20 protein-coding genes and 6 pseudogenes are annotated in these 24807 nt (G+C 44.8%); 5 read left to right on the top strand and 21 right to left on the bottom strand.

Going from position 1 to position 24807, the window contains the following annotated elements:
• Positions 1-251: 251 nt before the first annotated feature.
• The 13 genes and pseudogenes from DW904_RS20255 to DW904_RS20195 all read right to left on the bottom strand — a co-directional run bounded on the left by DW904_RS20255 (position 252) and on the right by DW904_RS20195 (position 13891).
• Positions 252-1519: pseudogene (locus DW904_RS20255) on the bottom strand (amidohydrolase family protein).
• A 59-nt stretch (positions 1520-1578) separates the two neighbouring features.
• The gene (locus tag DW904_RS20250; RefSeq protein WP_118583952.1) at positions 1579-2334 is read right to left on the bottom strand and encodes a MerR family transcriptional regulator; all 756 of its coding nucleotides are present in this window, start codon (positions 2332-2334) and stop codon (positions 1579-1581) included.
• A gap of 8 nt (positions 2335-2342) precedes the next feature.
• Positions 2343-3284 carry an ABC transporter permease gene (locus DW904_RS20245; protein WP_118583950.1) on the bottom strand — a complete coding sequence of 314 codons (942 nt, stop codon included), beginning with the start codon at positions 3282-3284 and terminating at the stop codon, positions 2343-2345.
• The gene (locus DW904_RS20240; protein ID WP_118583948.1) at positions 3284-4336 is read right to left on the bottom strand and encodes an ABC transporter permease; all 1053 of its coding nucleotides are present in this window, start codon (positions 4334-4336) and stop codon (positions 3284-3286) included. Before DW904_RS20240 ends, DW904_RS20245 begins: the two co-directional genes overlap by 1 nt.
• Positions 4336-5862 carry an ABC transporter ATP-binding protein gene (locus DW904_RS20235; RefSeq protein WP_118583946.1) on the bottom strand — a complete coding sequence of 509 codons (1527 nt, stop codon included), beginning with the start codon at positions 5860-5862 and terminating at the stop codon, positions 4336-4338. Before DW904_RS20235 ends, DW904_RS20240 begins: the two co-directional genes overlap by 1 nt.
• Before the next feature lie 194 nt (positions 5863-6056).
• Complete coding sequence (locus DW904_RS20230) at positions 6057-7028, bottom strand: BMP family protein (protein ID WP_118583944.1); 972 nt, start codon at positions 7026-7028, stop codon at positions 6057-6059.
• 235 nt (positions 7029-7263) lie between these two features.
• Positions 7264-8271, bottom strand: a complete 1008-nt coding sequence (locus DW904_RS20225) for an aldo/keto reductase (protein WP_118583942.1) — start codon at positions 8269-8271, stop codon at positions 7264-7266.
• Between the two features lie 182 nt (positions 8272-8453).
• Positions 8454-9011, bottom strand: a complete 558-nt coding sequence (gene efp / locus DW904_RS20220) for an elongation factor P (RefSeq protein ID WP_118583940.1) — start codon at positions 9009-9011, stop codon at positions 8454-8456.
• A gap of 136 nt (positions 9012-9147) precedes the next feature.
• The gene (locus tag DW904_RS20215) at positions 9148-9651 is read right to left on the bottom strand and encodes a shikimate kinase (protein WP_118583938.1); all 504 of its coding nucleotides are present in this window, start codon (positions 9649-9651) and stop codon (positions 9148-9150) included.
• Positions 9648-10151: a YqeG family HAD IIIA-type phosphatase gene (locus tag DW904_RS20210; RefSeq protein WP_118583936.1), complete on the bottom strand. Its 504-nt coding sequence runs from the start codon at positions 10149-10151 to the stop codon at positions 9648-9650. The genes DW904_RS20215 and DW904_RS20210 overlap by 4 nt, the downstream gene beginning before the upstream one ends.
• A 155-nt stretch (positions 10152-10306) precedes the next feature.
• Positions 10307-11167: a patatin family protein gene (locus DW904_RS20205; protein ID WP_118583934.1), complete on the bottom strand. Its 861-nt coding sequence runs from the start codon at positions 11165-11167 to the stop codon at positions 10307-10309.
• A gap of 2 nt (positions 11168-11169) precedes the next feature.
• On the bottom strand, positions 11170-12534 hold the full coding sequence (locus DW904_RS20200) for a citrate/2-methylcitrate synthase (RefSeq protein WP_118583932.1): 1365 nt from the start codon (positions 12532-12534) through the stop codon (positions 11170-11172).
• A gap of 140 nt (positions 12535-12674) precedes the next feature.
• A pseudogene (locus DW904_RS20195) lies at positions 12675-13891 on the bottom strand (aminotransferase class I/II-fold pyridoxal phosphate-dependent enzyme).
• 240 nt (positions 13892-14131) lie between these two features.
• Here DW904_RS20195 and gdhA point away from each other — a divergent pair.
• On the top strand, positions 14132-15466 hold the full coding sequence (gene gdhA / locus DW904_RS20190; protein ID WP_118583930.1) for an NADP-specific glutamate dehydrogenase: 1335 nt from the start codon (positions 14132-14134) through the stop codon (positions 15464-15466).
• Between the two features lie 112 nt (positions 15467-15578).
• Here the strand turns inward: gdhA and nrdR are convergent, their stop codons facing one another.
• A complete protein-coding gene (gene nrdR / locus DW904_RS20185; RefSeq protein ID WP_118583928.1) occupies positions 15579-16028 on the bottom strand; it encodes a transcriptional regulator NrdR in 450 nt (149 codons plus the stop codon).
• A 201-nt stretch (positions 16029-16229) separates the two neighbouring features.
• Between nrdR and DW904_RS20180 the strand changes: the two genes are divergently transcribed.
• Positions 16230-16487, top strand: a complete 258-nt coding sequence (locus tag DW904_RS20180) for a YlmC/YmxH family sporulation protein (protein WP_118583926.1) — start codon at positions 16230-16232, stop codon at positions 16485-16487.
• 144 nt (positions 16488-16631) lie between these two features.
• Positions 16632-17402, top strand: coding sequence for an RNA polymerase sporulation sigma factor SigG (gene sigG, locus DW904_RS20175; protein WP_347562219.1), 771 nt, complete (start codon positions 16632-16634; stop codon positions 17400-17402).
• Between the two features lie 110 nt (positions 17403-17512).
• On the opposite strand, the pseudogene DW904_RS26045 reads toward sigG, so the two are convergent.
• A pseudogene (locus tag DW904_RS26045) lies at positions 17513-17620 on the bottom strand (DUF6783 domain-containing protein); the annotation flags it as partial.
• On the opposite strand from DW904_RS26045, the pseudogene DW904_RS26040 reads away from it, so the two are divergent.
• A pseudogene (locus tag DW904_RS26040) lies at positions 17597-17647 on the top strand (DUF6783 domain-containing protein); the annotation flags it as partial. The pseudogenes DW904_RS26045 and DW904_RS26040 sit on opposite strands and share 24 nt — an antisense overlap.
• Positions 17648-17676: 29 nt before the next feature.
• On the opposite strand, the gene pap reads toward DW904_RS26040, so the two are convergent.
• Positions 17677-19152, bottom strand: coding sequence for a polyphosphate:AMP phosphotransferase (gene pap / locus DW904_RS20165; RefSeq protein ID WP_118583924.1), 1476 nt, complete (start codon positions 19150-19152; stop codon positions 17677-17679).
• Positions 19153-19459: 307 nt separating this feature from the next.
• Between pap and DW904_RS20160 the strand changes: the two genes are divergently transcribed.
• A complete protein-coding gene (locus DW904_RS20160; RefSeq protein ID WP_173717099.1) occupies positions 19460-20053 on the top strand; it encodes a LysE family transporter in 594 nt (197 codons plus the stop codon).
• Between the two features lie 119 nt (positions 20054-20172).
• Here DW904_RS20160 and dctP read toward each other — a convergent pair whose 3' ends face one another.
• The 5 genes and pseudogenes from dctP to DW904_RS20150 form a co-directional block, all read right to left on the bottom strand.
• A complete protein-coding gene (gene dctP / locus DW904_RS24300; protein ID WP_243110505.1) occupies positions 20173-21030 on the bottom strand; it encodes a TRAP transporter substrate-binding protein DctP in 858 nt (285 codons plus the stop codon).
• 243 nt (positions 21031-21273) lie between these two features.
• Positions 21274-21995: pseudogene (locus tag DW904_RS24295) on the bottom strand (DctP family TRAP transporter solute-binding subunit); the annotation flags it as partial.
• A pseudogene (locus DW904_RS24290) lies at positions 21995-23070 on the bottom strand (TRAP transporter large permease). The pseudogenes DW904_RS24290 and DW904_RS24295, both read right to left, overlap by 1 nt.
• On the bottom strand, positions 23070-23486 hold the full coding sequence (locus tag DW904_RS24690) for a TRAP transporter large permease subunit (RefSeq protein ID WP_279254409.1): 417 nt from the start codon (positions 23484-23486) through the stop codon (positions 23070-23072). The pseudogene DW904_RS24290 and the gene DW904_RS24690 overlap by 1 nt, the downstream one beginning before the upstream one ends.
• Positions 23487-23984, bottom strand: coding sequence for a TRAP transporter small permease (locus DW904_RS20150; protein WP_118583920.1), 498 nt, complete (start codon positions 23982-23984; stop codon positions 23487-23489). It abuts the gene before it with no gap.
• Positions 23985-24807: the final 823 nt, after the last annotated feature.

The following is a 24807-nucleotide window of genomic DNA, read 5'->3' as shown; positions in this document are numbered from 1 at the left end:
CTATGTACAAATAAGTCCCAGCCAGTACACAGCATTCGGGCAATGGTGATTGCTCTAGCGAGCCATTTCAGGCGCGGTTTTAGCGTAGGCGAAATCCACTGCTTACGGAGACTTAATCGTGAAGGCTCTCCTGAACGATTTAGTCGCAGTTAGCAGTTAGTTCGCTGGAGCGTTGCGCCGGCGAGTGAGCAATCACCATTGTCCGAGTGCGTCCGCCTTGAACAACTTTCAACACACTAAATAGTAAATTTCTAAAATTCCTGCTCCAACAGCTCCCCATCAATATATCTTGCCTTAATATTCCGGTCATCTCCGATGTAGCAGAAACGCTCCAGTTTCTCCTCTGCCGTCATTTTTGTCCATGGATCTTCCATATTATCAATCACAAGAGCATTAAACGCATACCCTTTTTCGAAAGAACCAACCTTACCGAATACACTTCCAGACTCTTTGGTTGCATGATAGAATGCCTGTGTAATAGTAATGGTCTTACTCTCCTGTGGCTCGTAGAATTCTTTCAGCTTGGATAACTGTACGGCTCTTGCAACCTGACGGTAGATGCCGATTCCGTGGCCACCGGCAATGTCGGTTCCCATGGCAATTTTCAGTCCCTCAGCTCCATATGCTGCAGCGGCATAATTCCTGCAATAATATTCACAGTGGCATCCGGGCAGTGAACAGAAAAGCTTCCATGTTTTTTCAGAATCCGCTTATCTTCCTCAGTTGGGAAAATAACATGGGCGAAAATAGACGGACCGTGATCCATCAGGCCTGCGCGCTCATAAATTTCTGCGTCAGAACCATAGCCCGGAAACAGATTCAGAGCTTCCTGTGCCTCCCACAGAGACTCTACCAGATGAGTGTGCACACCACAATGATATTTTGCTGCCAGCTTGCCAAGACCATCGATCAGCGGCTTGCTGCAGGTCGGGGCAAAACGGGGAGCCAGAATGGTTTTCACCTTTTTGCTGCCCTCATGTTCTGCCAGATACTTCTCTGTTTCCTTCAGGGAATCCTCTGTGGTCTCGGTGAGAAATTCCGGAGAATTGCAGTCCATGTTCACCTTTCCCACATAACCATACATGCCTTTCTCTTCCATTTTATCAAAGAGATAGTTTGTGGCCTCACGGTGAATGGTTGCAAAAACATTGGCATGGAAAGTACCATGACGGAGCATATCATCTACAAATGCATCGTAGCAGTTTTTCGCATATTCCATATTCTGGAAACGGGATTCCTGCGGAAATGTATAATGATTCAGCCAGTCGGAAAGCAGACAGTCCATACCAATTCCACGCTGTACATACTGTGCTCCGTGTACATGAAGATCGGAAAAAGCCGGAATGATCAGCTTATCGCCGTAATCTACAACCTCTGCGCCCTGATACTGCTCCGGAATCTTTTCACAGATCTGTGAAACCACTCCATCTTCTACAATTATATAACTGTTTTCGTGAATCTCTAACCTGTCTGCTGACGGTGTAAACAAAATATCTCCGTGGTAAATCTTTACTGCCATTTTTTGTCCCTCACATTCTTAATCATTGCATTTTTTCTCTTTCTCGCATCGCTTTTCCTCTATTTTGTATCTGCAATCCTGACCTCGATCCTGGTAGAATAATTATCATTATCCTGTTCCACAAACTGGTCGATGATATTCAGCGCCAGAATGGTATCCTCCAGATTCAGATTCCGTCCCCATTCCTTTATCCTTTTAAAGCTGTCCTGAATCTCTTCATATGCCCCTTTGTGATACCCCACAACATAGGTTCCTGCAGGAATCGTGCGTATCTCCGCATTTTCCTTTGGAACGGCATCTGTAAGAAGCGCTCCAAATTCCTTGCTATTTTCCCCATAAAATACAATGGTTGGATAAAAGTAGAAGGATTCGCCTGCATAAAGCTCCTCTTCTGCTCCGATGGGAATATATTTTCGCTCTGGATATTTCACCACCTGGATATTTTCGTAATCAATTCCTGCTTTCGAATCTTCAATAAACTGTATTTTTCGCAAAATCGCATGGTCGATCCGCATCATCTCTTCCCACTGGGCATGAATGGCTGCGGAACGCTCCTTCAGTCTTTTAAGCGCCTCATCAGGACTTTTTGTGTCCTGAAAATCCCGGACTGCCTCAATGGAATAACCCAGTTTTCGCATATAGCGGATGGATGCAAGCTTATAAGTCTGATCAAAACGATATTTCCGATATCCGTTTTTCGGGTCTCTGTAGCTGGGCTTCAGAATTCCGATTTTGTCATAATAATGCAGGGTCTGCACGTTCAATCCGAATAAGGTCGCCAGCTCATTTACGTTCAGATACTCTTTATTTGCCATAGATACTCCTATCTTGAGCCTTTTACATAAGGCTTAGCAAGAGCTTCTGGTTCACTGTTCTTTCCAGCAGCACCAAGCATTGCAATAAGGGTCAGCGCATATGGCAAAATTGCCAGAAGGAACGGAGAAATGGATACGCCGATGGTCTGGAGACGAATCTGCAGGGCATTGGCAGCTCCGAACAAAAGAGCTGCTCCAAACATTCCAAAAGGTGTGTATCGTCCAAGAATAACAGTTGCAAGAGCAATATAGCCACGGCCAGAAATCATATTTTCTGTAAAAACGCCAAGCTGTACCAGTACCAGATATGCACCGCCGATTCCTCCAAGGATTCCGTTAAATACCATCACGATCCAGCGGTATTTTTTCACCTGGATGCCTGCGGATTCTGCTGCACGTGGGTGTTCTCCCACTGCCATAAAGGACAGCCCCAGATTGGTTTTTTTGTAAAAAACCCAGGTAAGGATCAGGAGAACATAAAGGATATAAGTCAGGAAATCGCAGTTAAAAAATGCATCTCCGATCAACGGAATCTTTGACAAGCCTGGAATGGCAATGTTTGGGAAAGTCTCGATCTGCTGATAGCCCTGTCCATTTGACATTAATTTAAATAAAAAGCTGGTGACGCCAAGCATAAGCATGTTGATGGCAAGACCAGAAACAGACTGGTTCTGGATCAGCGTAATGGAAAGAAGTCCATGAAGCAGACTGACTATAAGTCCTCCTGCCATACCGCACAGAAGTCCCACAAACAGATTGCCGGAATACCAGGCACCTGCAAAGGAAAAGAATGCACCGCTGAGCATAACACCTTCCATTCCGATATTCAGAATACCGGATTTTTCCGCAATGGTCTCACCAATTCCGCCATACATAAGCGGCACTGCCAGACGAACTGCTGCGGCCAGAAAAGCCGTCATAAAGCTTAAACTGAAAATCTGCTGAAGCATTACGCATTTCCTCCTTTTCCAACTTTTGCCTGTTTCTTTTTGAAATGAAACAGTTCTCTTCCCAGAATCAAAACAACAACCAGACCGATCAAAATATTAACGATTGCAGACGGTACTCCAAGCTGTCTTTGCATGGAGCTTGCACCTACCTGCATTGCTGCATAAAGCACTGCCACGAAGAATACGCCAATAGGGTTGTTAAATGCCACAAGTGCGATCAAAACAGCCGTATAGCCACAGTTTGAGGAGATTCCCTCCAGAAGCTTTTTCTGAATGGCAAGAACCTCGATTCCACCTGCCACTGCGGAAAGTCCGCCGCTTAAAAAGGCGGAAAGCACAATATTTTTCATAACAGAAATACCGTTGCAGGTGCTTCCACGTTTGTTCAGTCCAACTGCCTTCAATTCGTATCCCATAGTTGTTTTTTCCAGGAAAAACCATACTACAAGTACACAGATGATTGCGATCAGAATCCCTGCATGAAAACGGGTTGCCCGGATCAGGGTTCCAAGCTGTACGGCTTTGTCAATTTTCGCAGACTGCGGAACATTTCCTTCCGGGTCCATCAGGAAGGAACGGACTGCATAGCCAAGAAAATTAATTGCAATATAATTCAGCATAATAGTGACAATAATTTCGGAAATATTGAATTTCGCTTTGCACACTGCTGCGATCAGCGCCCACACGCCACCTGCCAGAAATCCGATTACCAGGGAAAGGATAATTCTTGGTATTCCCGGAACAGCAGTCCAGTTCAGAGCTACCATGGTAGTTGCCATTGCCCCTACATAAAACTGTCCTTCTGCACCAATGTTGAAAAAGCCGGTACGATATGCTACTGCGCAGCCAAGACCTGTAAGGATCAGCGGGCATGCTTTTACAAAAATTTCTGCAAATCCTGCAGGTGTTCCAAAGATTCCACGGAAGAAAAGACCGTATGCTTCCATCGGGCTTGCGCCGCATGCAAGGATCAAAACCGTACCTGCCAGAATTGTAATCACAAGAATCAGAAGTACATCTGTAATCCCTCTTGTTCTTTTTTCCTTCTCCATTATCTTGCCTCCTCTTCTGAAATTCCGCCCATGAGAAGGCCGATTTTCTGTACAGTAGCTTCTTCTCTATTCAGGATTCCCACGATTTTTCCACCAAAAAGCACTGCGATCCTGTCACTTAACGCCATAATTTCTTCCAGGTCTGCAGAGATCAGCATAACACCTTTTCCTGCATTTCTCTGATCAATAAGCTGCTGACGGACAAATTCTGTAGCACCGATGTCAAGACCTCTGGTAGGCTGGCTTGCCACGATCACTTTTGCATGATCGTTCAGCTCTCTGGCTATGATCAGCTTCTGCTGGTTTCCGCCTGACAAAAGCTTTACAAGCGTATCAATCCCCGACTTTCCGGATGCGCGCACCTGATATTGTTTCATTTTTTCTGCTGCATTTTTACGGATAGCTGCTTTGTTTATAATAGAATGGTTTGCAAATGGAAGCTTCCCATATTCCCGGAGAACAAGGTTTTCTGAAATGTTCATTCCGGTGATCAGACTGTCTGACAATCTGTCCTCTGAAATATAGGAAACACCTGCTTCATAACGTCCGCGGATATTGATTCCTGCCAGATTCTGTCCGTCCAGAAGAATTTCGCCCTCACCGGTTTTCTGAATTCCGGTGATCACCTCTGCAAGCTCTTTTTGTCCGTTTCCTTCCACACCGGCAATTCCAAGGATTTCCCCTTTGTGAATGGTAAGGCTGATATTCTCAAGCTTATGACGGCTGTGTTTTCTGTGATGATTGGACACATTTTTCAATTCCAGCATAATATCTTTTTTGGGAGAACCTTCTATATGATAGTCATCATTCAGCTCTCGTCCGATCATATAGGCAGACAGCTCTTCCGGATTGGTGTCTGCAGTCACAAGATCTGCCACCTGTCTGCCATCCCGAAGAATGGTAACCTTGTCACTGATTGCCATAATCTCGCTCATACGATGGGTGATGATAATGATTCCATAGCCTTCTTTTTTCAGATTGCGGAGAACATCGAAAAACTGTGTGGTTTCCTGAGGGGTGAGTACGCCAGTAGGCTCATCCAGAATCAGAAGTTCTACATTTCTGTATAATGCTTTCAGGATTTCCACGCGCTGCTGTTCTCCCACTGACAGATCACTGATCACAGCATCCGGGTTCACGTAGAGTCCGTATTTTTCTGCCAGATCAGTCAGCTTCTTTTTTGCAGCAGCTCTGTCCAGGAAAAAGGAGTTGTCCTTCAGATTCAGAACAATGTTATCCAGAACTGTCATTTTATTTACCAGGGAAAAATGCTGCTGGACCATTCCAATGCCTGCATCGATAGCTTCCCTTGGAGAGGCAAAATCCGCTGGCTTGTCTTTCCACAAAATTTCACCGCTGTCTGCAGTGTAAAGACCAAATATAATATTAACAAGTGTGGTCTTTCCGGCTCCGTTCTCACCGAGGAGAGCATGGATCTCACCTTTTTCTACTGTCAGGTTGATATTCTCATTTGCATATACGCCGGAAAATGATTTACAGATATGTTTCATTTGAAGAAGAGACATGGTTTTCTCCTTTTTCTCGTATAATTAAAGTGTTTTAAAAAGCTGAAACTTCGGAAGGTTATCTCCACTGACTGATTGATAACTTTCCTCCATTTCAGCTTCATTTGTCTTTGAACAATCAGTTGCCGGATTTCAGATTGCGAGCCATTTTTATAAAAACAGATATCTCAATCCGCGGTTACAAATCCGATTTCTTACTGTCTCATTGTGTAGTCGCGCTCAACTTCAAGCTCGCCGGAAACGATCTTATCAATTGCATCCTGTGCAGTTGCTTTCACATCATCGGAAAGATTGTCGGAAAGGAGAACTTCTACTGCGCCATCTGCCATACCAAGGTTGTAAACATCTCCCTCAAAGCTTCCGTCTGCAACGCTGCCAAGGGCAGTATCAATTACAACATCAAGATTGTAAATTGCAGAATCAAGAATATTGTCAGGTGCTAAAGAGCTCTGATCGTAAGAATCGCCCTGGCACCAGATTCCAGCCTCAACAGCTGCTGTCATTGCACCATTTCCGCAAGCATTTGCACAATGCTTGATTACGTCTACGCCATTGTCGATCATAGCTTTTGCAGCTTCCTGTGCAAGCTGTGTATCAACAAAAGAGTTTGTCCAGGCTGTCTGAACTTCGATATCAGGATTTACGGATTTTGCTCCGTCTTCATATCCGTTAATGATCTTTACAAGGGAATCTCCAGGGATCGGTCCAATGGCGCCAAGCTTACCAGACTCAGAAGTAGAAGCAGCAATGATTCCTTCTACATAAGCGGTCTGCTCACATGCCATAACGTAGGAAGCTACGTTGTCAGCGGAAGCGTCAGCCTCTGTGCAGATGAATTTGGTGTCTGGGTAGGTCTCTGCAACTTCCAGTGCAGGATCACCGAACTCATATCCGTGACCGATTACCACATCATAACCTGCACTTGCATAGTCAGCAAAAGCAGCGGAAATATCAGCAACTTCCAGGTTCTCTGTGTAAGCCAGCTCGTATCCGTATTTCTCACAGGCTTTCTGTGTTCCTTCGTATGCTGTCTGATTCCAGCCCTGGTCATTTGCTGCTCCGGAAAGTAAAAGTGCTACCTTCAGTCCTTCTCCATCAGCTGCCTGTACCGGCTGAGTACATACACCATTTACCATAGCCGCTGTCATTGCCATTGCTAATCCCATAACCACCAGTTTTTCATCATAATCCTCCTTGATCAGATCCTGTTTTCGTGTATTCGATACTGTTCACTCCGTGGTCAGTATCACTTATTTTTCTTATCCGCAACTTTGTAGTTGCTATAAGGTTTTCTTAAGGCTTCTTTATAGTAAACTATATAGTTACTATAGAGTCAATACATTTTTTCTTTTTTTGCAAAATTATCTGAAAAACCATTGGAGTCGCACAGGGCAGTTTTTATTATTCTCCAAATTCTTCTGCAACCTTCTTCAGCATTTCCCGGATTGGCAGATGATATGGGCATCTTGTCTCGCACTTGCCGCATCCCACACATGCAGAAGCTTTCACTGCCATGCTGCCGTAGCGGTCTTTCGCCCAGTCAGCCAGATTGTAGCGTTCCAGATATCCTGCGAAAAGGAATGCGCTTGGGATGCTGATTCCAACCGTACATGGCGCACAGTAATTGCAGCGACGGCAGAAATTGGTGCCCAGCTGATGGCGGATCTGTTCCATTTCTGCAAGCTCTGCCTCTGTAAGAGGTGCTGTGTCAGAGCATGCCTTAATGTTCTCTTCCAGTTCAGATACTTCTGCCATTCCCGGGATTACCACAGTAACAGCCGGGTTAGAACAGACATAACGAAGTGCAAGAGTGCCATTCTCAATTGCACCACCTGCTAATGGCTTCATGGCAATAAAGCCCACATTTTTCTCCTGACATTTGCGGATCAGCTCGTCGCCCTGGTTTTCTACGATATTATATGGAAACATGATTGTCTCCACCCAGTCCAGATTCAGTGCGCGTTCAAAAACAGCTGTAGAATGTGCAGTCAGACCGATATGACCAATTTTACCGGCTGCTTTCGCCTCCAATAAAGCCTCCAGAGCACCGCCCTCACCTATAACAGTGTCCAGCTGTTCCATGCTTGGGTTGTGTACCTGATACAGGTCAATGTGATTGGTTCGAAGATTGCCAAGGCTCTTCTCAATGTCTGCTGCCATGGTCTCTCTGGTTCTTGCCATACTCTTGGTGGCAATTACAAATTTGTCACGAATTCCTTCAAGGGCATAACCAAGATACTCCTCGCTGACCGTATAGCCTCTGGCTGTATCGATATAATTCACACCCTCTTCTGCCAGCTGCTTCATTAATTTCTTAGTACCTTCCGCGTCAATTCTCTGGATGGGGATTCCGCCAAATCCCATACGGGAAATCTTAAGACCGGTTTTTCCAAGTGTTGTATATTTCATTTGTGCTCCTCCTTATTTTTGGTATACAATAATTTTAAAAAATGTGTCTGCAATTAAACAAAATATGCCACCGGCATACGCCGATGGCACATAAATAAACAGCTTATGCGATTTAGAACGGATATTCGCAATCCGCTTCCGCTACTTGCTCATAAATAAATAACTGCTCCGCAGTTATTTATTTATACTCGTGACAGGTACTCGCCTGTTCTGGTGTCAATTTTCAGCTTGTCGCCCTGGTTAACGAACAGCGGAACCATTACCTGTGCTCCTGTCTCAACGATAGCCGGTTTGGTAGCACCCTGAGCTGTATTACCAGCGAATCCTGGCTCTGTCTCTGTAACTACAAGCTCAACGAATAACGGAGGCTCAATAGCGAATACATTGCCATTGTGAGAACAGATCTTAACCATCTCATTCTCTTTTACAAATTTAAGAGAATCGCCAACCTGCTCTTCTGTAAGACCAACCTGGTCAAATGTCTCTACGTTCATGAAGTAATATAATCCGCCATCGCTGTAGAGATACTGCATATCAACACGCTCGATACGTGCTGTAGGGAATTTCTCTGTAGGACGGAAAGATTTCTCTAACACGGATCCTGTAATAATATTTTTGTATTTGGTTCTAACGAAAGCAGCTCCCTTACCCGGTTTAACGTGCTGGAATTCTACGATCTGACAAACGTTGCCATCAATTTCTACTGTGACACCGTTTCTGAAATCACCTGCTGAAATCATAATTAATTTTTCCTCCTTATAGTGCTTATGACTAGAAATATTTTATTATATATGTACCATTTTTTCAACTACTTTTTTTCATATGCAGCCAAATTTTCCTGTTTTTCCCATATATTATGGCAAAATACTTTTGTATTTACGGAAGCTGTCCTTCAATTTCCTTGATCAGCTCCTCAAAAGGCTTCACTCCTGTCACAACTTCAATATCTGCAAATTTATGATAAATCGGATCACGCTGTTTCAGAAGCTTTTTGATCTTTTCCTCCTGATTTTCGCCTTCCAGAAGAGGATTGCTATTTCCCTCAAGCCTCTTGCGGAGAGTCTCAGCAGACCCCTTCAGGTAAACAACTGTACCCAGCTGCTTAATATACTGCTCATTCTGCTCCTGAACCGGAAGACCTGCGCCAAGAGAAATCACTTTTCTTTCTTTATCTTCAATCAGAGCTTTCACAGTCATAGTTTCCAGAGCACGGTAATATGGCTCTCCAAATTTCTGTAAAATCTCCTTTACGGACATGTTCATCTTCTTAACGATCACCTTGTCCACATCCACAAATGTCAGTCCCAGGTCACTGGACAGACGTTTCCCCACTCTTGTCTTGCCAGAACCCATAAATCCGATCACCACAATATGGTTCATGAATTCTTCTCCTCCTTGGTATAAAAATGTAATACAATTTTCTCCAGATAGCGCTTCAGCACGATCTGGATCTCTTCCTTGGGATTGATCGGCTTTACCAGAATATTACGAAGGCCAGCATTCTTAGCCCCCCATATATCGGTAAAAAGCTGGTCTCCGATAAAGACCGTATTCCCTGTGTTCGTTCCAAGTCTCTCCATGGCCCTTTCATAGCCTTTTCTGGACGGCTTGGCAGCCATTTCAATGAACTGAGCGCCTACTGAAGCGGCAAAGGGTTCTACCCTTTTTTTCCTGTTGTTTGACACCAGACAGCAGGAAAAGCCAATGTCACGAAGCTTCTGAAAAAGCCGGACAGCTTCCGGATCTGCCGGTGCCCCATGAGGAACCAGGGTATTGTCAATATCAAACAAAATCCCCCTGTATCCCTCCTGGTATAGTTTTTCATAGTTGACTACATATGCTGAATCCAGATATTCATCTGGAAAAAAGCGTTCAAACATTCTGTTACATCCTTTAATTCTTTTATTTTCTATGGTAATGCAGATTGCGGGGATGATTTTTCAAACAGACTCCGGCAACACGCTTTGCAATGCACAGAAATCATGTATTCACATGATTTCGCGCCTGTTTCCCAAGAGGTTCTGTCAAGATCCCGTCACCTGCTTAGGTACGCCTGCAGTTCCTCATAATGGTCTTTCATCACATCATAACCATGCTGATAAAACGCCATCAGCTTCTCTTTGTTCGCCTCCGCACGCCCCACAGTGGGAATTTCCGGGCGGATGACAAAAATATGTCCTTCCCTCTCCCATTTTTCCAGAAGCTCCAAAGTCCGGTTGTAGCTGCGGTAACGATTATATAAAGTGTTCAAAAATTCCGGGTAATGCCGAAATGCAGCCACATAAAGCGGAGTGCTCTTTCCCGGTTTCTTCTTGCGGTAACCCATATTTCGGGTAAGGATCACCACGTTCTTCCGATATCCCTTCTCCATGGCATGGATCAAGGGAATCGAATCTGCAATGCCGCCATCCAGATAAGGAACACCGTCAATCTCTACCATGGGGCTTACAACAGGAATACTGGAAGAAGCCCTTCCAATATCCATCAGACGCTTTCTGTCATGCTTCTCAGTCATATATTCCGCATCACCAGTCTGGCAGTTAGTCACTACCAGCTCACACTCCGTATCTGACTGAAAAAAAGTATCAAAATCAAACGGAAACAATTCATTTGGATATTTGTCAAACAGCATATCCATGTCAAAAAGCTCATGCTTCTTAAGAGCTTCCTTAGTAGCAATATAGCTGTTTGCCTTATCCTCTATGATCATGCAGTCCCTGGTCCTTCCAGGCTGCCAGGATACATAATCAAGAGCATTGCAGGAACCAGCGGAAACACCCACCACATATGGGAATTTCACCTCTTTTTCCATAAGATAATCCAGAACCCCTGCTGTAAATACTCCCCTGCTTCCCCCGCCCTCCAGGACCAGGGAAGACTGATGCTTCACTGTCATTCTTATTCACGCTCCTTAAGCGGTACGTATACAGCCGGAGCCAGAACGTTCTTGTAAGCCGGACGGATGATCTTGTCTGTATTGATCAGTTCTTCCATTCGGTGGGCGCTCCAGCCCACAATACGTGCCACTGCAAAAATCGGTGTATACAGCTCAAGAGGCAGATCCAGCATGCTGTAAACAAAACCGCTGTAAAAATCCACGTTTGCGCTGACACCCTTGTAAATATGGCGCTCCTCGGCGATAACCTCCGGAGCCATTTGCTCTACCATCGCGTAGAGATTGTATTCTTTCATACGGCCTTTTTCTCTGGCCAGAGTCTCAACAAAGCCTTTCAGTACCTGGGCACGAGGATCCGATACCGAATAGATCGCGTGTCCCATACCATAAATAAGACCTCTCTTATCAAAAGCTTCTTTGTGAAGCAGTTTCTTCAGATACTCTCTTACTTCCTCTTCGTCAGAAATATCCTTCACATTCTTCTTCAAATCCTGGAACATACTTACAACCTTAATATTGGCACCACCGTGCTTCGGACCTTTCAGAGAACCGAGAGCTGCTGCGATTGCAGAATAGGTGTCTGTTCCGGATGAGGAAACAACGTGTGTAGTAAATGTAGAGTTATTACCACCGCCGTGCTCCATATGAAGGATCAGGGCAAGATCCAGGATCTTCGCCTCCAGATGGGAATATTTCTTATCCGGGCGAAGCATACGGAGGATATTCTCCGCTGTGGAAAGCTCTTTCTTCGGATTGTGAATATAAAGGCTCTTGCCGCATACATAGTGATTGTAAGCCTGATATCCATAAACAGATAAAAGAGGAAATACACTGATCAGATTCAGGCACTGTCTCAGTACATTCGGAAGGGAAATATCATCCGGCTCCTTGTCATAGCAATAAAGTGTAAGCACACTTCTGGACAGGGCATTCATAATGTCCTTGGACGGTGCTTTCATGATAACGTCCCTTACGAAATTCGTAGGAAGGGAGCGCTGGTTCGCCAGAAGCTTGGTGAAATCCTCCAGTTCCTCCTCATTCGGAAGCTTGCCGAACAGTAAAAGATAGGTAGTTTCTTCGAAGCCGTATCTGTCATCTTCAATAAATCCCCTGGTCAACTCCTTGATGTCATATCCCCTGTAGGAAAGACTGCCCGCACAGGGCACTTCCTTGCCGTCAACCACCTTCGTGGCGCATACATTGGAAATCTGCGTCAGACCCGCCAGGACGCCCTTACCATTGATATCGCGAAGCCCTCGCTTTACATCGTATTTCTGATAAAGAGACAGATCCAGGCTGGAATGCTCCTTGCAAACCTCCGTCAGGTTCTCTATTTCCGGTGTTACTTTCATCTTAAATTCTGTCATTCAAATAAACTCCTTTCTTTTTAATCCGTCCGATAATCCGTTCCTCCCTCAATTTTTAATGCTGTCAGAGTCAGAAGCGGATGCTTCTGCTCCGGCATTGTAAATGGATAATCTGTGACTGCCATTGTTTTATTATCTTCTTATCGCTGTTTATAGGTGGACAAGAAATCCTTCAGCTTGTCCATAGCCTTCTCCAGCTGACGCACATTCGGCAGATATACTACGCGGAAGTGGTCAGGACAATTCCAGTTAAAGCCCTTTCCCGGCACCAGAAGCACCTGTTTCTCATGTAAGAAATCAAGAGCAAACTGCTCGTCATTGTGAATATTGAATTTTTCTGTATCGATCTTCGGAAAATATAGAACGCAGCCTTGGGCTTTACGGCTGTGATTCCCGGAATGTCATTGAGTGCCTTGTAGATAAAATCTCTCTGCTCATAAACTCTTCCGCCTGGCTGAATGTACTCATTTACACTCTGGTATCCACCAAGTGCAGTCTGTACAATGGACTGGGCCGGAACATTGGAGCAAAGACGCATGGAGGAAAGCATGTTAATACCTTCAATATACCCCTTCGCCTTATTCTTGGCACCACTTAAGATCATCCATCCAATACGGAAACCAGCGATCATATGGGACTTGGAAAGTCCGGAAAAAGTAACGCAGAATACGTCTGGTGCAAGGGATGCAATAGAAGTATGCTTATAGCCATCCATGATCAGACGGTCGTATATCTCATCTGAAAAAATGATCAGCTCGTGCTCTCTTGCGATCTGCACGATCTGCTCCAGGATCTCCTTGGGATAAACTGCTCCTGTAGGGTTATTCGGATTAATAATAACAATCGCTTTGGTCTTGTCTGTGATCTTACTCTTAATATCATCAATGTCCGGATACCATTCAGACTGCTCATCACAAATATAATGAACTACATTTCCACCTGCCAGAGTCGCAGTAGCTGTCCACAAAGGATAATCCGGTGCAGGGATCAGAATCTCATCCCCGTTATCCAGAAGTGCCTGCATACAGAGATTGATCAGCTCACTGACACCATTACCTGTATAAATATCACTCATGGTAACCCCGGGAATTCCTCGAAGCTGGGCATACTGCATAATGGCCTTTCTTGCGGAAAAGATTCCCTTGGAATCGGAATATCCCTGCGAGGTACGAATATTGCTCAGCATGTCCAGAATTACTTCCTGCGGTGCAGAAAATCCAAATGGATATGGATTGCCGATATTCAGCTTCAGAATCTCCATTCCATCCTCTTCCATTCTGGCCGCTTCATCCACTACCGGTCCTCGCACATCATAAAGTACGTTATCCAGTTTACTGGACTTCTCGAATGTTTTCATTTATTTCACTCCTCATCTTACTACTTATGTCCGGCATATCTAGTATGAGAAAAATATCTGTCTTTTTCCTGCTCCGGCATAATGTATTTCTTGCTATCTATCATCTCATATTTGGCTCATTTTCGCAACCCTTAATGAAATTTTTGAAAATATGAAAAAAACTCTTTTCATTTTTAGCACTTTAGTGTATAATAGCGTCGTTAAAAAATTTTACACCTATCTGGATGAGGAGGAATTACAATGTCTTACACAGAAGAAGTATACGAAAGAGTCGTAGCACAGAATCCAGGTGAGCCTGAATTTCACCAGGCAGTAAAGGAAGTTCTGGATTCCCTGAAGGTCGTAATTGACAAAAATGAAGAAGAATACCGCAGCATGTCCCTTCTGGAGCGTCTTGTAGAGCCGGAAAGAATCATTTCCTTCCGCGTTCCGTGGGTAGATGACAAGGGCGTTGTTCAGGTAAACAAGGGATATCGTGTACAGTTTAACAGCGCTATCGGACCTTATAAGGGTGGTCTTCGTTTCCATCCGTCAGTAAACCAGGGTATCTTAAAATTCCTTGGATTTGAGCAGACATTTAAGAACTCCCTTACCGGACTTCCAATCGGTGGTGGTAAAGGTGGTTCCAACTTTGACCCGAAAGGCAAATCTGACAGAGAAGTTATGGCATTCTGCCAGAGCTTTATGACAGAGCTCTCCAAATATATCGGAGCTGATACCGATGTTCCTGCTGGTGATATCGGTGTAGGCGGACGTGAGATCGGTTATTTATTCGGACAGTACAAGAGAATCCGCGGATTATACGAGGGTGTTCTCACAGGTAAAGGACTTACCTACGGCGGATCTCTGATCCGTACACAGGCTACCGGATATGGTGTTGTTTATATGCTTGATGAGATCATGAAAGCACATAACGATTCTATTGATGGAAAGACATTCATCGTAACAGGATCCGGAAACGTTGCAATCTATGCTGTAGAGAAAGCTCAGCAGCTTGGCGGCAAGGTTGTTGCTATGTGTGACTCCAACGGATATATTTATGATCCGGAAGGAATCAAGCTTGACATTGTGAAAGATATCAAAGAAGTAAAACGTGGACGTATCAAAGAGTACGCAGACCGTGTTGAGGGTGCTTCTTACACAGAAGGTACCGGAATCTGGAACATCAAATGTGATGTATACCTTCCATGTGCTACCCAGAACGAGCTTGCTCTTGATGGTGCTAAGACACTTGTTGCAAACGGCTGCAAATATGTAGTTGAGGGTGCGAACATGCCTACTACTCTTGATGCTACAACTTATCTCCAGGAGAACGGTGTTCTGTTCATGCCTGGTAAAGCAGCTAACGCTGGTGGTGTTGCTACTTCTGCTCTTGAGATGAGCCAGAACTCCATGAGACTTTCCTGGACAGCAGAGGAAGTTGATGCGAAGCTTCATGGAATCATGGTAGACATCTTCCACAAAGCTGATGACGCTGCTAAGCGTTATGGTATGAAAGACAACTATGTTGCCGGTGCTAACATCGCCGGATTTGAGAAAGTTGTAGATGCTATGAAAGCTCAGGGCATCTGCTGATTCTCTGTCATCTGAAGTTTCAAAAAGACAGGTCCGCTGCGGCCTGTCTTTTTTATTCCATTTAATACTTGTTTATACAGAAAAAAATCCCCGCTCTCTGGCGAGGATTTTTCTAATTTAAAAATTTCTTCAATTCATCCATAAAGGTACTGACATCTTTAAACTCCCGATACACAGAAGCGAATCGCACATACGCCACCGAATCCAGATCTTTTAAATGGCTCATCACGATTTCTCCGATTTTCGTGCTGGAGATTTCTTTATCTTCGGCATTAAAGATGTCGCCTTCTATGGCATCGATCATGGCTTCCAGCTTATCGCTGGCAATGGGACGTTTGTAGCAGGCGCGGCGGACACCGTTGATCAGTTTATTGCGGTCGTACTGCTCACGGTTCAGATTCTTCTTGATTACGGTTAACGGGATTGTCTCCACATTCTCATAAGTGGTAAATCTTCTTCCACAGGAATCGCACAGTCTTCTGCGTCTTATGGAATTGGTCTCTTCCACTGGTCTTGAATCTACTACTCTTGTATTATCCTGATTACAGTATGGACATCTCATGTATTTATTTCCCCTTCCTCATGTCTCCCCTTCTGCCATACAATCCGGGCAGCAGACTTTCCTCTTTTCTGTTTGCTCAGTAACATAAAACGGACTGAATTACCTATTTCTTATTATACTTTAATCATAGAAAGTATGTCAATAAACTCCATACATATTTTCAGACTTTTTGCATAATATCATAAAAAACAGGTGCTTTTCATGCGTATTTGCGAATTAAAGCAAAAAGAAGTGATCAATATCTGTACCTGCCGTACACTTGGCTGTCCGGTGGATGTGGAATTTAACTGTGAAACCGGATGTATTACCGCCCTTGTGGTTCCCGGACCTGGCAGTTTCTGCTTTTGTTTCTGGGGAGCCGGAAGTGAATATATAATTCCATGGAATTGTATCCGGCAGATCGGAGATGACATTATCCTGGTGGAAATTGATGAAAAGTATTGCTGTAAAAAGGCTTAATTCTATTTTCCCAATTGTCAAGGGGCAATAATTTTTATATTTTCCCGAAAAAAGAATATTTATCCTCCCACGTGAGAATCATTGTTACTGTTCACTTCGTTCTCAGCAGCACGCTTCGCGATACACAAAAGGAGGATTCAAATAATGGCACTTAACAAAGTTGAAATTTGCGGAGTCAATACATCGAAGCTTCCGGTACTGAAGGCAGAAGAAAAAGAAGAGCTTTTTCGCAGGATCAAGGAGGGTGATGAAGAAGCCAGGGAACTTTATATCAAAGGAAATCTGAGGCTGGTTCTCAGCGTGATCAAGCGTTTTTCCAACAGCAGCGAAAATATGGACGATCTTTTTCAGATTGGCTGCATTGGACTTATAAAAGCAATTGATAATTTTGACACTACATTGAATGTAAAATTTTCCACTTATGCAGTGCCTATGATCATTGGAGAGATACGAAGGTATCTTCGTGACAATAACAGTATCCGGGTGAGCCGGTCGCTGCGGGATATTGCTTATCGTGCTATCTATGCAAAAGAAACTTATATGAAAACAAATCTGAGGGAGCCTACCATTGCGGAAATTGCCAGCGAAATAGGGATAAATAAAGAGATGATCGTATATGCTATGGATGCGATACAGAATCCGGTGTCGCTTTTTGAACCGGTTTATACGGAAGGCGGGGATACGCTTTATGTGATGGACCAGATCAGCGATAAGAAAAACAAGGAGGAGACCTGGGTGGAAAATCTGTCCCTCCGGGAAGCTATAAACCGGCTGAATAAGCGGGAACGGCATATTATTGATCTGCGTTTTTACGAGGGCAAAACCCAGATGGAGGTAGCCCAGGAAATCGGGATTTCCCAGGCACAGGTCAGCCGGTTGGAAAAGAATGCACTAAAACCATGCGGAATTATCTGAGAGCGTGACGGAAATCATGGATCCCGGCATCACGAAATCCGCCCCTTAAATGGTCTGCTGCATGAATATATATTGCAAAATCGCTGGTTGTTGACCAGCGATTTTGCTTATTATGCTGCTATTCCAGAATGCGTTTGAAAAAGGCCTTCTGCAAAATGTGCGTCACAATTTGTGGGAGATTTTGTCCGGATGAGGGCGCCGTAGCGGGCTACGGCAACCGAATTCGGGCAAAATATACCGCAAAGTGGGGCGTGCAGATTGCGGGAATGATTTTTCAAGTACGCTCTAATGCCTTTTCCAATTCTTTTATTACAATTTTAAGAGCTTTAATTCTCGCATACTTCTTATCTACAGATTCCAGGATATGCCACGGTGCATAGGTGGTGCTTGTCTTGGCAAGCATTTCATCTACGGCCCCTTCATAAGCATCCCATTTTTCGCGGTTGCGCCAGTCTTCGTCGGTGATCTTCCACTGTTTTTCAGGGTTGTTCTGGCGGTCGGTGAAGCGGGCCAGCTGGGTGTCTTTGTCGATCTGGACCCAGAATTTGATGATCACGGCACCCCAGTCGGACAGCTCCTTCTCGAATTCATTAATCTCGTTGTAAGCACGTTTCCAGTCGTTCTCGCTGCAGAAGCCTTCCAGACGCTCTACCATTACGCGGCCGTACCAGGTGCGGTCGAAGATGGCAATGTGACCGTCTTTGGGCAATCTGGTCCAGAAGCGCCAGAGGTAATGACGCGCCTTTTCGTGAGGTTCCGGGCTGGCGATTGGATGGACCTCAAAGCCACGAGGATCAAGGGCTTCTGTGATCCGCTTAATATTGCCTCCTTTTCCGGCTGCGTCCCAGCCTTCATAAGTAATGATCACCGGCACACGCTTGCGGTACAGACGGTTATGCAGTTCGCCCAGCTTCTTCTGGAGATGCTTCAGCTCTTTCTTGTATTCTTCATCCTCGATCACCTTGTCTGTCAGTTCGATTTCCGAAAGCTTCGGCATTTTCTCAAGCGGAAAAATGTTTGGGAGAAGCGGTGCGCTGTGTGTGCTGTTCTGCAAGGCTACCTCAATGTTATTTACCATTATTTCAAGAACCTGAAGTTCTACGAAGTTGCGGTCTTTTGCATCAATAATATACCATGGTGCAATAGAAGTATTCGTATCTGTCAGATAGCGGTCGAAAACCTTCTGGCAATGTTTGTAATGTTCGTTCTGCCACTTGTCAAAGGCATCCACACGCCATTTTGTATCCTGCTCTTTGTTAAGCTTCTCAATACGTCTGGTCTGCTCTTTTTTGTCAATCTGCATGAAAAATTTCAGAACCAGATAACCGTTGTCTGTGAGCTGTCGCTCGAAATGTTTGATGCTGTCGATCCGCTTTGCATAATCCTCTTCTTCCAGACCATTCAGACAGTCTTTGCAGGTCTGCTCCATCCAGCCAGAATCCAGAAAGGTAAATTTGCCGGCTTCCGGAATCTGATTGAAATACCGGTACAGAAATGGTCTGCGCAGTTCAGCCTCTGTAGGCTTTGACATGGTTGCTACTTTAAAGAAACGGGGATCAATGTATTTGATCACTCTGCCGATTGTGGTACCTTTGCCAGATGCACCCCAGCCTTCAAAAAGTACCAGCACAGGCAGCTTGTGTTCTTTCAGCTTCATCTGCTGCTGATACAGCTTCTCGCCAGCTTCTTTAATCCGTTTCTTCAACTCCTCTTTTTCCGGAATCTCCTCCGGGATCCAGGTTTTCAGCATAAACACGTCCTCCTCACGTACTATTATTTTCAAACTTAAAGCATTTTTTCTGTTAAAAGCAAATTCTATTTTTTTATATTCATATTATTTTCTGCATTATAACATAATCATTCCCATTTTGCACGAATTTAACAAACATTTAACCGAATTTCGATTGCGATCGTTATCCTCTTATATACAATCCGATATTTTTGTGTTATTATTAAAAATCATATTTTGTGTAGGTTTTACGAACACATAGCGTTTTGTATGTTGCGCCTTTCTTTTCGTAGCTCAGATGTTTAAACTTACCCAAGGAGGAAGTCCCATGCCTTTATCTGTCTTCATAGAAATGACCCTGTCTGCCATCCTTACCGTCTGGTCGCCTGGTCCCAATAATATTCTTTTGCTGTCCACAGCCAGCAAATACGGCATTTCCGGTAATATCCGCTTTATGACCGGAATCTGGAGCGGATCTCTCACTTTGATGTGTCTTTCCGGACTGTTCTGCAGTACTCTTGGGAAAATCATTCCAGGGATCCAGCCGGTTATGAAATATCTAGGCGCAGCTTATGTACTCTATCTTGCCTGGCAGACCTGGCGCAGGATTCCGCCCTCTGACAATGTCCAGGACAAAAAGCCAACCTGGCTGATGGGATTTTTCCTGCAGCTGATAAATGTAAAGATCATCATCTATGGGCTGACCATGTTTTCCGCTTATATTCTGCCCTATGAGGCAAGGGTTCCTATACTGTTTTGCTTCGCTGTATATCTGATGTTTCTTGGAGCCCTGGGAAATCTAATCTGGGCATTTGCGGGAAATGTACTGAAAAGATTTTACAGCAGTCATTATAAGCTGATGAATGGAATCATGGCCCTGCTGCTGGTGTGGTGCTCTCTCAGGATCACTGGATTACTGTAAGACAGGCCAAAAACACCTCCCGGAATATGTTGGTTACTCACATTCCGGGAGGTGTTTTCTATAGGGCACTGTTCAATTTATGAGACACATGTATCAAATTGATACATGCTTATGCTGTCTTACTTAAATGCATCCACCAGTTCCTGACCATCGTCATATCCCTGGTTTTTCAGTTCTTCTACAAACCACTGGTCTACGCCTTCTACCGCCTCTTTAAAGGAATCAATATCCATATCCTCTTTTGCGGTAAAGGTAACGCCATTTTTCTCTTCCCAGCGGTTCATGATCTCATTGGCACCGGAGCGGTTGATGTAACGCTCATACTCAACAGCCATTCTTCCAGCCTTGTCTACAACAGCCTGCTGCTCTGGTGTAAGGCCATCATAGATATCCTGATTGATACAGAAGAACAGACAGTCATAGATGGCATCCCACATGGAGCAGTATGGCTGAACCTCCTGTACACTGGCTGCGTCGATTGCAGGAAGCGGATTCTCCTCTCCCTCTACGGTGTTCTGCTGAAGGGCTGTGTAAGTCTCGGACCAGTTCAGGTTGGTTGCATCTGCCCCCCATCTCTTATAGCATTCCATAAGAAGATTGGAGCCTGCAACACGGACTTTCAGGTTCTTCATATCGTCCACCGATTTTACTTCACGCACACTGTTGGTCAGTTCACGGAAGCCGTTCTCCGCAATACCCATGCAATGCAGTCCATACTCACTGAGGATTTCCTTCATCTTCTCTCCTGCCTCACCGTCAAACTTGGCATCTGCGTCTTCCACAGAATCATAAATAAACGGCAGGGAGACTACGTTAAATCTCGGATCAAATGCAGAATAAATCAGGTTGGAATGCATGGAAATCTGTACCGGGTCTCCGTTCATCAGTGCCTGGATTCCCTCGGACTGGTTTCCGTTTGTCAGCTGGTCTGCTGCATATATGTTTACTTTTACTTTTCCTCCTGTAGCTTTTTCCATCAGCTCGCCGAACTTGCGGCCGCCATCAGCCCAGGTAGAAGTCTCAGTTGTGGAGCATGCAAAATTCCAGGTAGTCTCCTCCCAGCCAAGGTCACTGTAATCGCCAATTCCGGTAAATGCCTCTACCAGCTCTTCTGCATCCTCGTATCCCTGGGATTTCAATTCCTCAATGAACCACTCATCTACACCGTCAACAGCTTCCTTAAAGGACTCAATGTCCATATCCTCTTTTGCAGTGAAGGTAACGCCGTTTTTGTCTTTCCAGCGGTTCATGATCTCTTCATCACCGGAGCGGTTGATGTAACGTTCGTACTCTACGGCTTTCTGTCCTGCCTCGTCTACAACAGCCTGCTGTTCCGGTGTAAGACCATCATAAATCTCCTGGTTGATACAGAAGAACAGGCAGTCATAGATGGCATCCCACATGGAGCAGTATGGCTGAACCTCCTGTACACTGGCTGCGTCAATTGCAGGAAGCGGGTTCTCCTGACCCTCAACTGTGTTCTGCTGAAGGGCTGTGTAAGTCTCAGACCAGTTCAGGTTGGTTGCATCTGCGCCCCATCTCTTATAGCATTCCATAAGAAGGTTGGAACCGGCAACACGGATTTTCAGGTTTTTCATATCATCCACAGATTTTACTTCGCGGACACTGTTGGTCAGTTCACGGAAACCGTTCTCTGCAATACCCATGCAATGGAGTCCGTACTCACCAAGAATTTCTTTTAATTTCTCACCAGCCTCACCGTCAAACTTAGCATCTGCATCTTCTACAGAGTCATAAATAAACGGCAGGGAACTACGTTAAATCTTGGGTCAAATGCAGAATAGATCAGGTTGGAATGCATGGAAATCTGTACCGGGTCTCCGTTCATCAGTGCCTGGATTCCCTCGGACTGGTTTCCGTTTGTCAGCTGGTCTGCTGCATATATGTTTACTTTTACTTTTCCTCCTGTGGCCTTTTCCATCAGCTCGCCAAACTTGCGGCCGCGTCCGCCCAGGTAGAAGTCTCAGTTGTAGAGCATGCAAAATTCCAGGTGGTTTCCTCCCAGTCAAGATCACTGTAGTCTGCGATCTCATTGAAGGAATAATCCCCGTCTCCGGCTGCAGAAGCTGCAGATGAGCCGCCGTCACCAGAGGAAGAATCTCCGGAATATGCACCATTTTTAGCAAGTGCTCTCGGAAGAGCCGTTGAAGTTACCGGAATATAGGTAACCACAAGAAGCACGGCCACACAGGCTGCCAGCATGGGCATAACTGCTTTTGAAATTTCCTGAAGGGTAACCTCCATGCCTTTTTTGATCTTGATTCCGATTGCCACAAACAGGTTGACACCAACCGGCGGAGTTACCTGTCCAATTGCAAGGTTTACAGTTGCCATCACACCAAATGCAACCACATCATAGCCAAGTGCTTTGCATACCGGAAGCATAACCGGAATAAAAATGTACATAGCAGAGTTTGCATCGATGAAGCAGCCTGCAATCAGGAAAATAATGTTTACGATCAGAAGGAAGGTAAACTGGTTATGTGCAATGCTTCCAAGAAGCGCTGAAGCTGCGTCTGCGATACCGAATTTGGTACATACATAGGAAAACAGGGAAGCACTTGCTACGATCAGCATGATTCCACCAGTTGTTTTCGCAGAATCCACGCAAATGTCAAACAGGTCTTTTAATTTAACCTCACGATAAATCACCATACCTACAAACAGACCGTATACAACAGATACAGCCGCTGCCTCAGTAGGAGTAAAAATACCGCCATAAATACCACCCAGAATAATAACCGGCATTAAGAATCCCCAGAAAGCATCCTTAAATGCATCCCAGCGCTCTTTTGCAGTCGCTTTCTTCTGGGCTGGCTGAATGCCTTTTTTTCTGGCTTCCACCATAACCACGATCACAAGGCAACGCCCATCAGAATTCCAGGTACGATTCCTGCCATGAACATATCTGCAATAGATACGCCTGTGATAGAAGCATATACAACAAATGCAATACTTGGCGGGATGACAATGGCGATGGAGCTTGATGTTGCCATCAGGGCTGTGGAAAACGGTGCGCTGAAGCTCCCCGCTCTACCATTGCCGGAATCAGAACTGCTCCAAGTGCTGCTACAGTTGCAGGTCCGGATCCGGAAATTGCGCCGAAGAAGCAGGCTACAATAACGCATACAATGGCGATGCCACCTCTTTTATGTCCCACGCAGGTATCTACGAATCTGACAAGTCTTTTGGAAATTCCGGCTTTTGCCATGATATTTCCGGAAAGTACGAAAAATGGGATAGCCAGAAGGAGAAATTTACTGATTCCGGCATACATATTGGTTGCAACGATGGTAAGGGAGGTTCCGGAGTACAGGATTGCACAAACGGAGGACAGTCCCAGACAGATTGCAATGGGAACTCCCATGATCAGGAAAACAAAAAATGAAATAAAAAGAACTGCACTTATCATTTATTTATCCTCCTTTTTCAGATTGCCTGTACAATAGTCAAGACAGTATTCAATAAAATGTAAGATCATACATCCGGATCCGATTGGCACGAAGGACCAGAATATCCACTCCGGCCAGTTCAGAACGAAGGTACGTTTTCCGTTTTCCAGCTGTGTGATTACTTTTTCCATACCGAACCAGAATAAGATTGCGGTAAAAATAATGCACAGAACAGTGGTAAGGATAACAGATGGTTTTTTCAGTTTCTCAGGGAGACGGTCTGTAACTAGTGACAGGTTAACCAGTTCTCCTTCGCGGCATGCAAGTGCTGCAGCCATTAAGGTAATCAGTACAAAGACTGCGACCACAAGTTCCTCGGTAAAGGACCAGGAACGATGGATCACTTTTCGGGAAAAAACATTTCCCACGGTCAGAACCAGTATCAGCAGGGTAGACACTACCAGAATACAATTTTCTACTGCTGCTACTGCATTCATGATTTTTTTGAAGACTTTCATGATCTCTCCTCCTCTTAATTTACTTGTCAGGTTTTCGTCTTTCGTAAAATGGAACTATCTGTTATGCAGCCGCAGTACGATCCTGCCCGGCAGGGCTTTTGTGTAACAGGAAGTTCCAACGAAATTTCCTGTTACACAAAAAAAATCCGCCCCTGAACTAGGGACGGACCATATTAGACCGCAACCACCCTGTTTCCCCTTTGAAACAAGTACGAAAAGACAACGTACCGACATACGCGATTCCGATAACGGGGAACAACCGTGGAAACCTACTTGATGCAGTTCTTCACTTCGTATCTGGTTCCTGTTTGAAAAAACGGATACTTATGAAGCGTTCGGCTTCCCTTCTCGGGGATGATCTTCAAAACAGACCTGACGCTGCTTTCCACCGACACAGCTCTCTGTAGACAAGGTGCTTCTGTTTCTACTTCTTCCCTTCAAGGAATTTAATCCTTTTTTAATTTAGTTGTTTAACGAACTGAAGTAATTTTACTACCAAAATATTAGGAAGTCAAGTGTAATTATGCAAGTTTATGCAATTGCTATTTAATTGGTTAGTCGTTATCCCGGACGCGATTTCACAATGTATATTCACCGCCGCGCGTCGCAACGTTCCGGCAAGCTAATGACTAACTACGACTAAGACGCTCAGGAAAGCCTTCGCGCCTAAGTCTCCGTAAGTCATGGATCTCGCCTCCACTAAAACCGCTCCTGAAATGCGCGGCTTGCGAATATACATTGCAAAATCGCTGGTTACTGGAAAGGGAAGAAAGAAACAGTAACGACAACAACGCGGGTGGGGTGAAGTAGTTGGTATCCCGCA

This window comes from Ruminococcus sp. AM42-11 (assembly GCF_003480145.1).
GTDB lineage: Bacteria > Bacillota > Clostridia > Lachnospirales > Lachnospiraceae > Blautia_A > Blautia_A faecis.
This window is presented reverse-complemented; position numbering and strand designations above follow the sequence as displayed.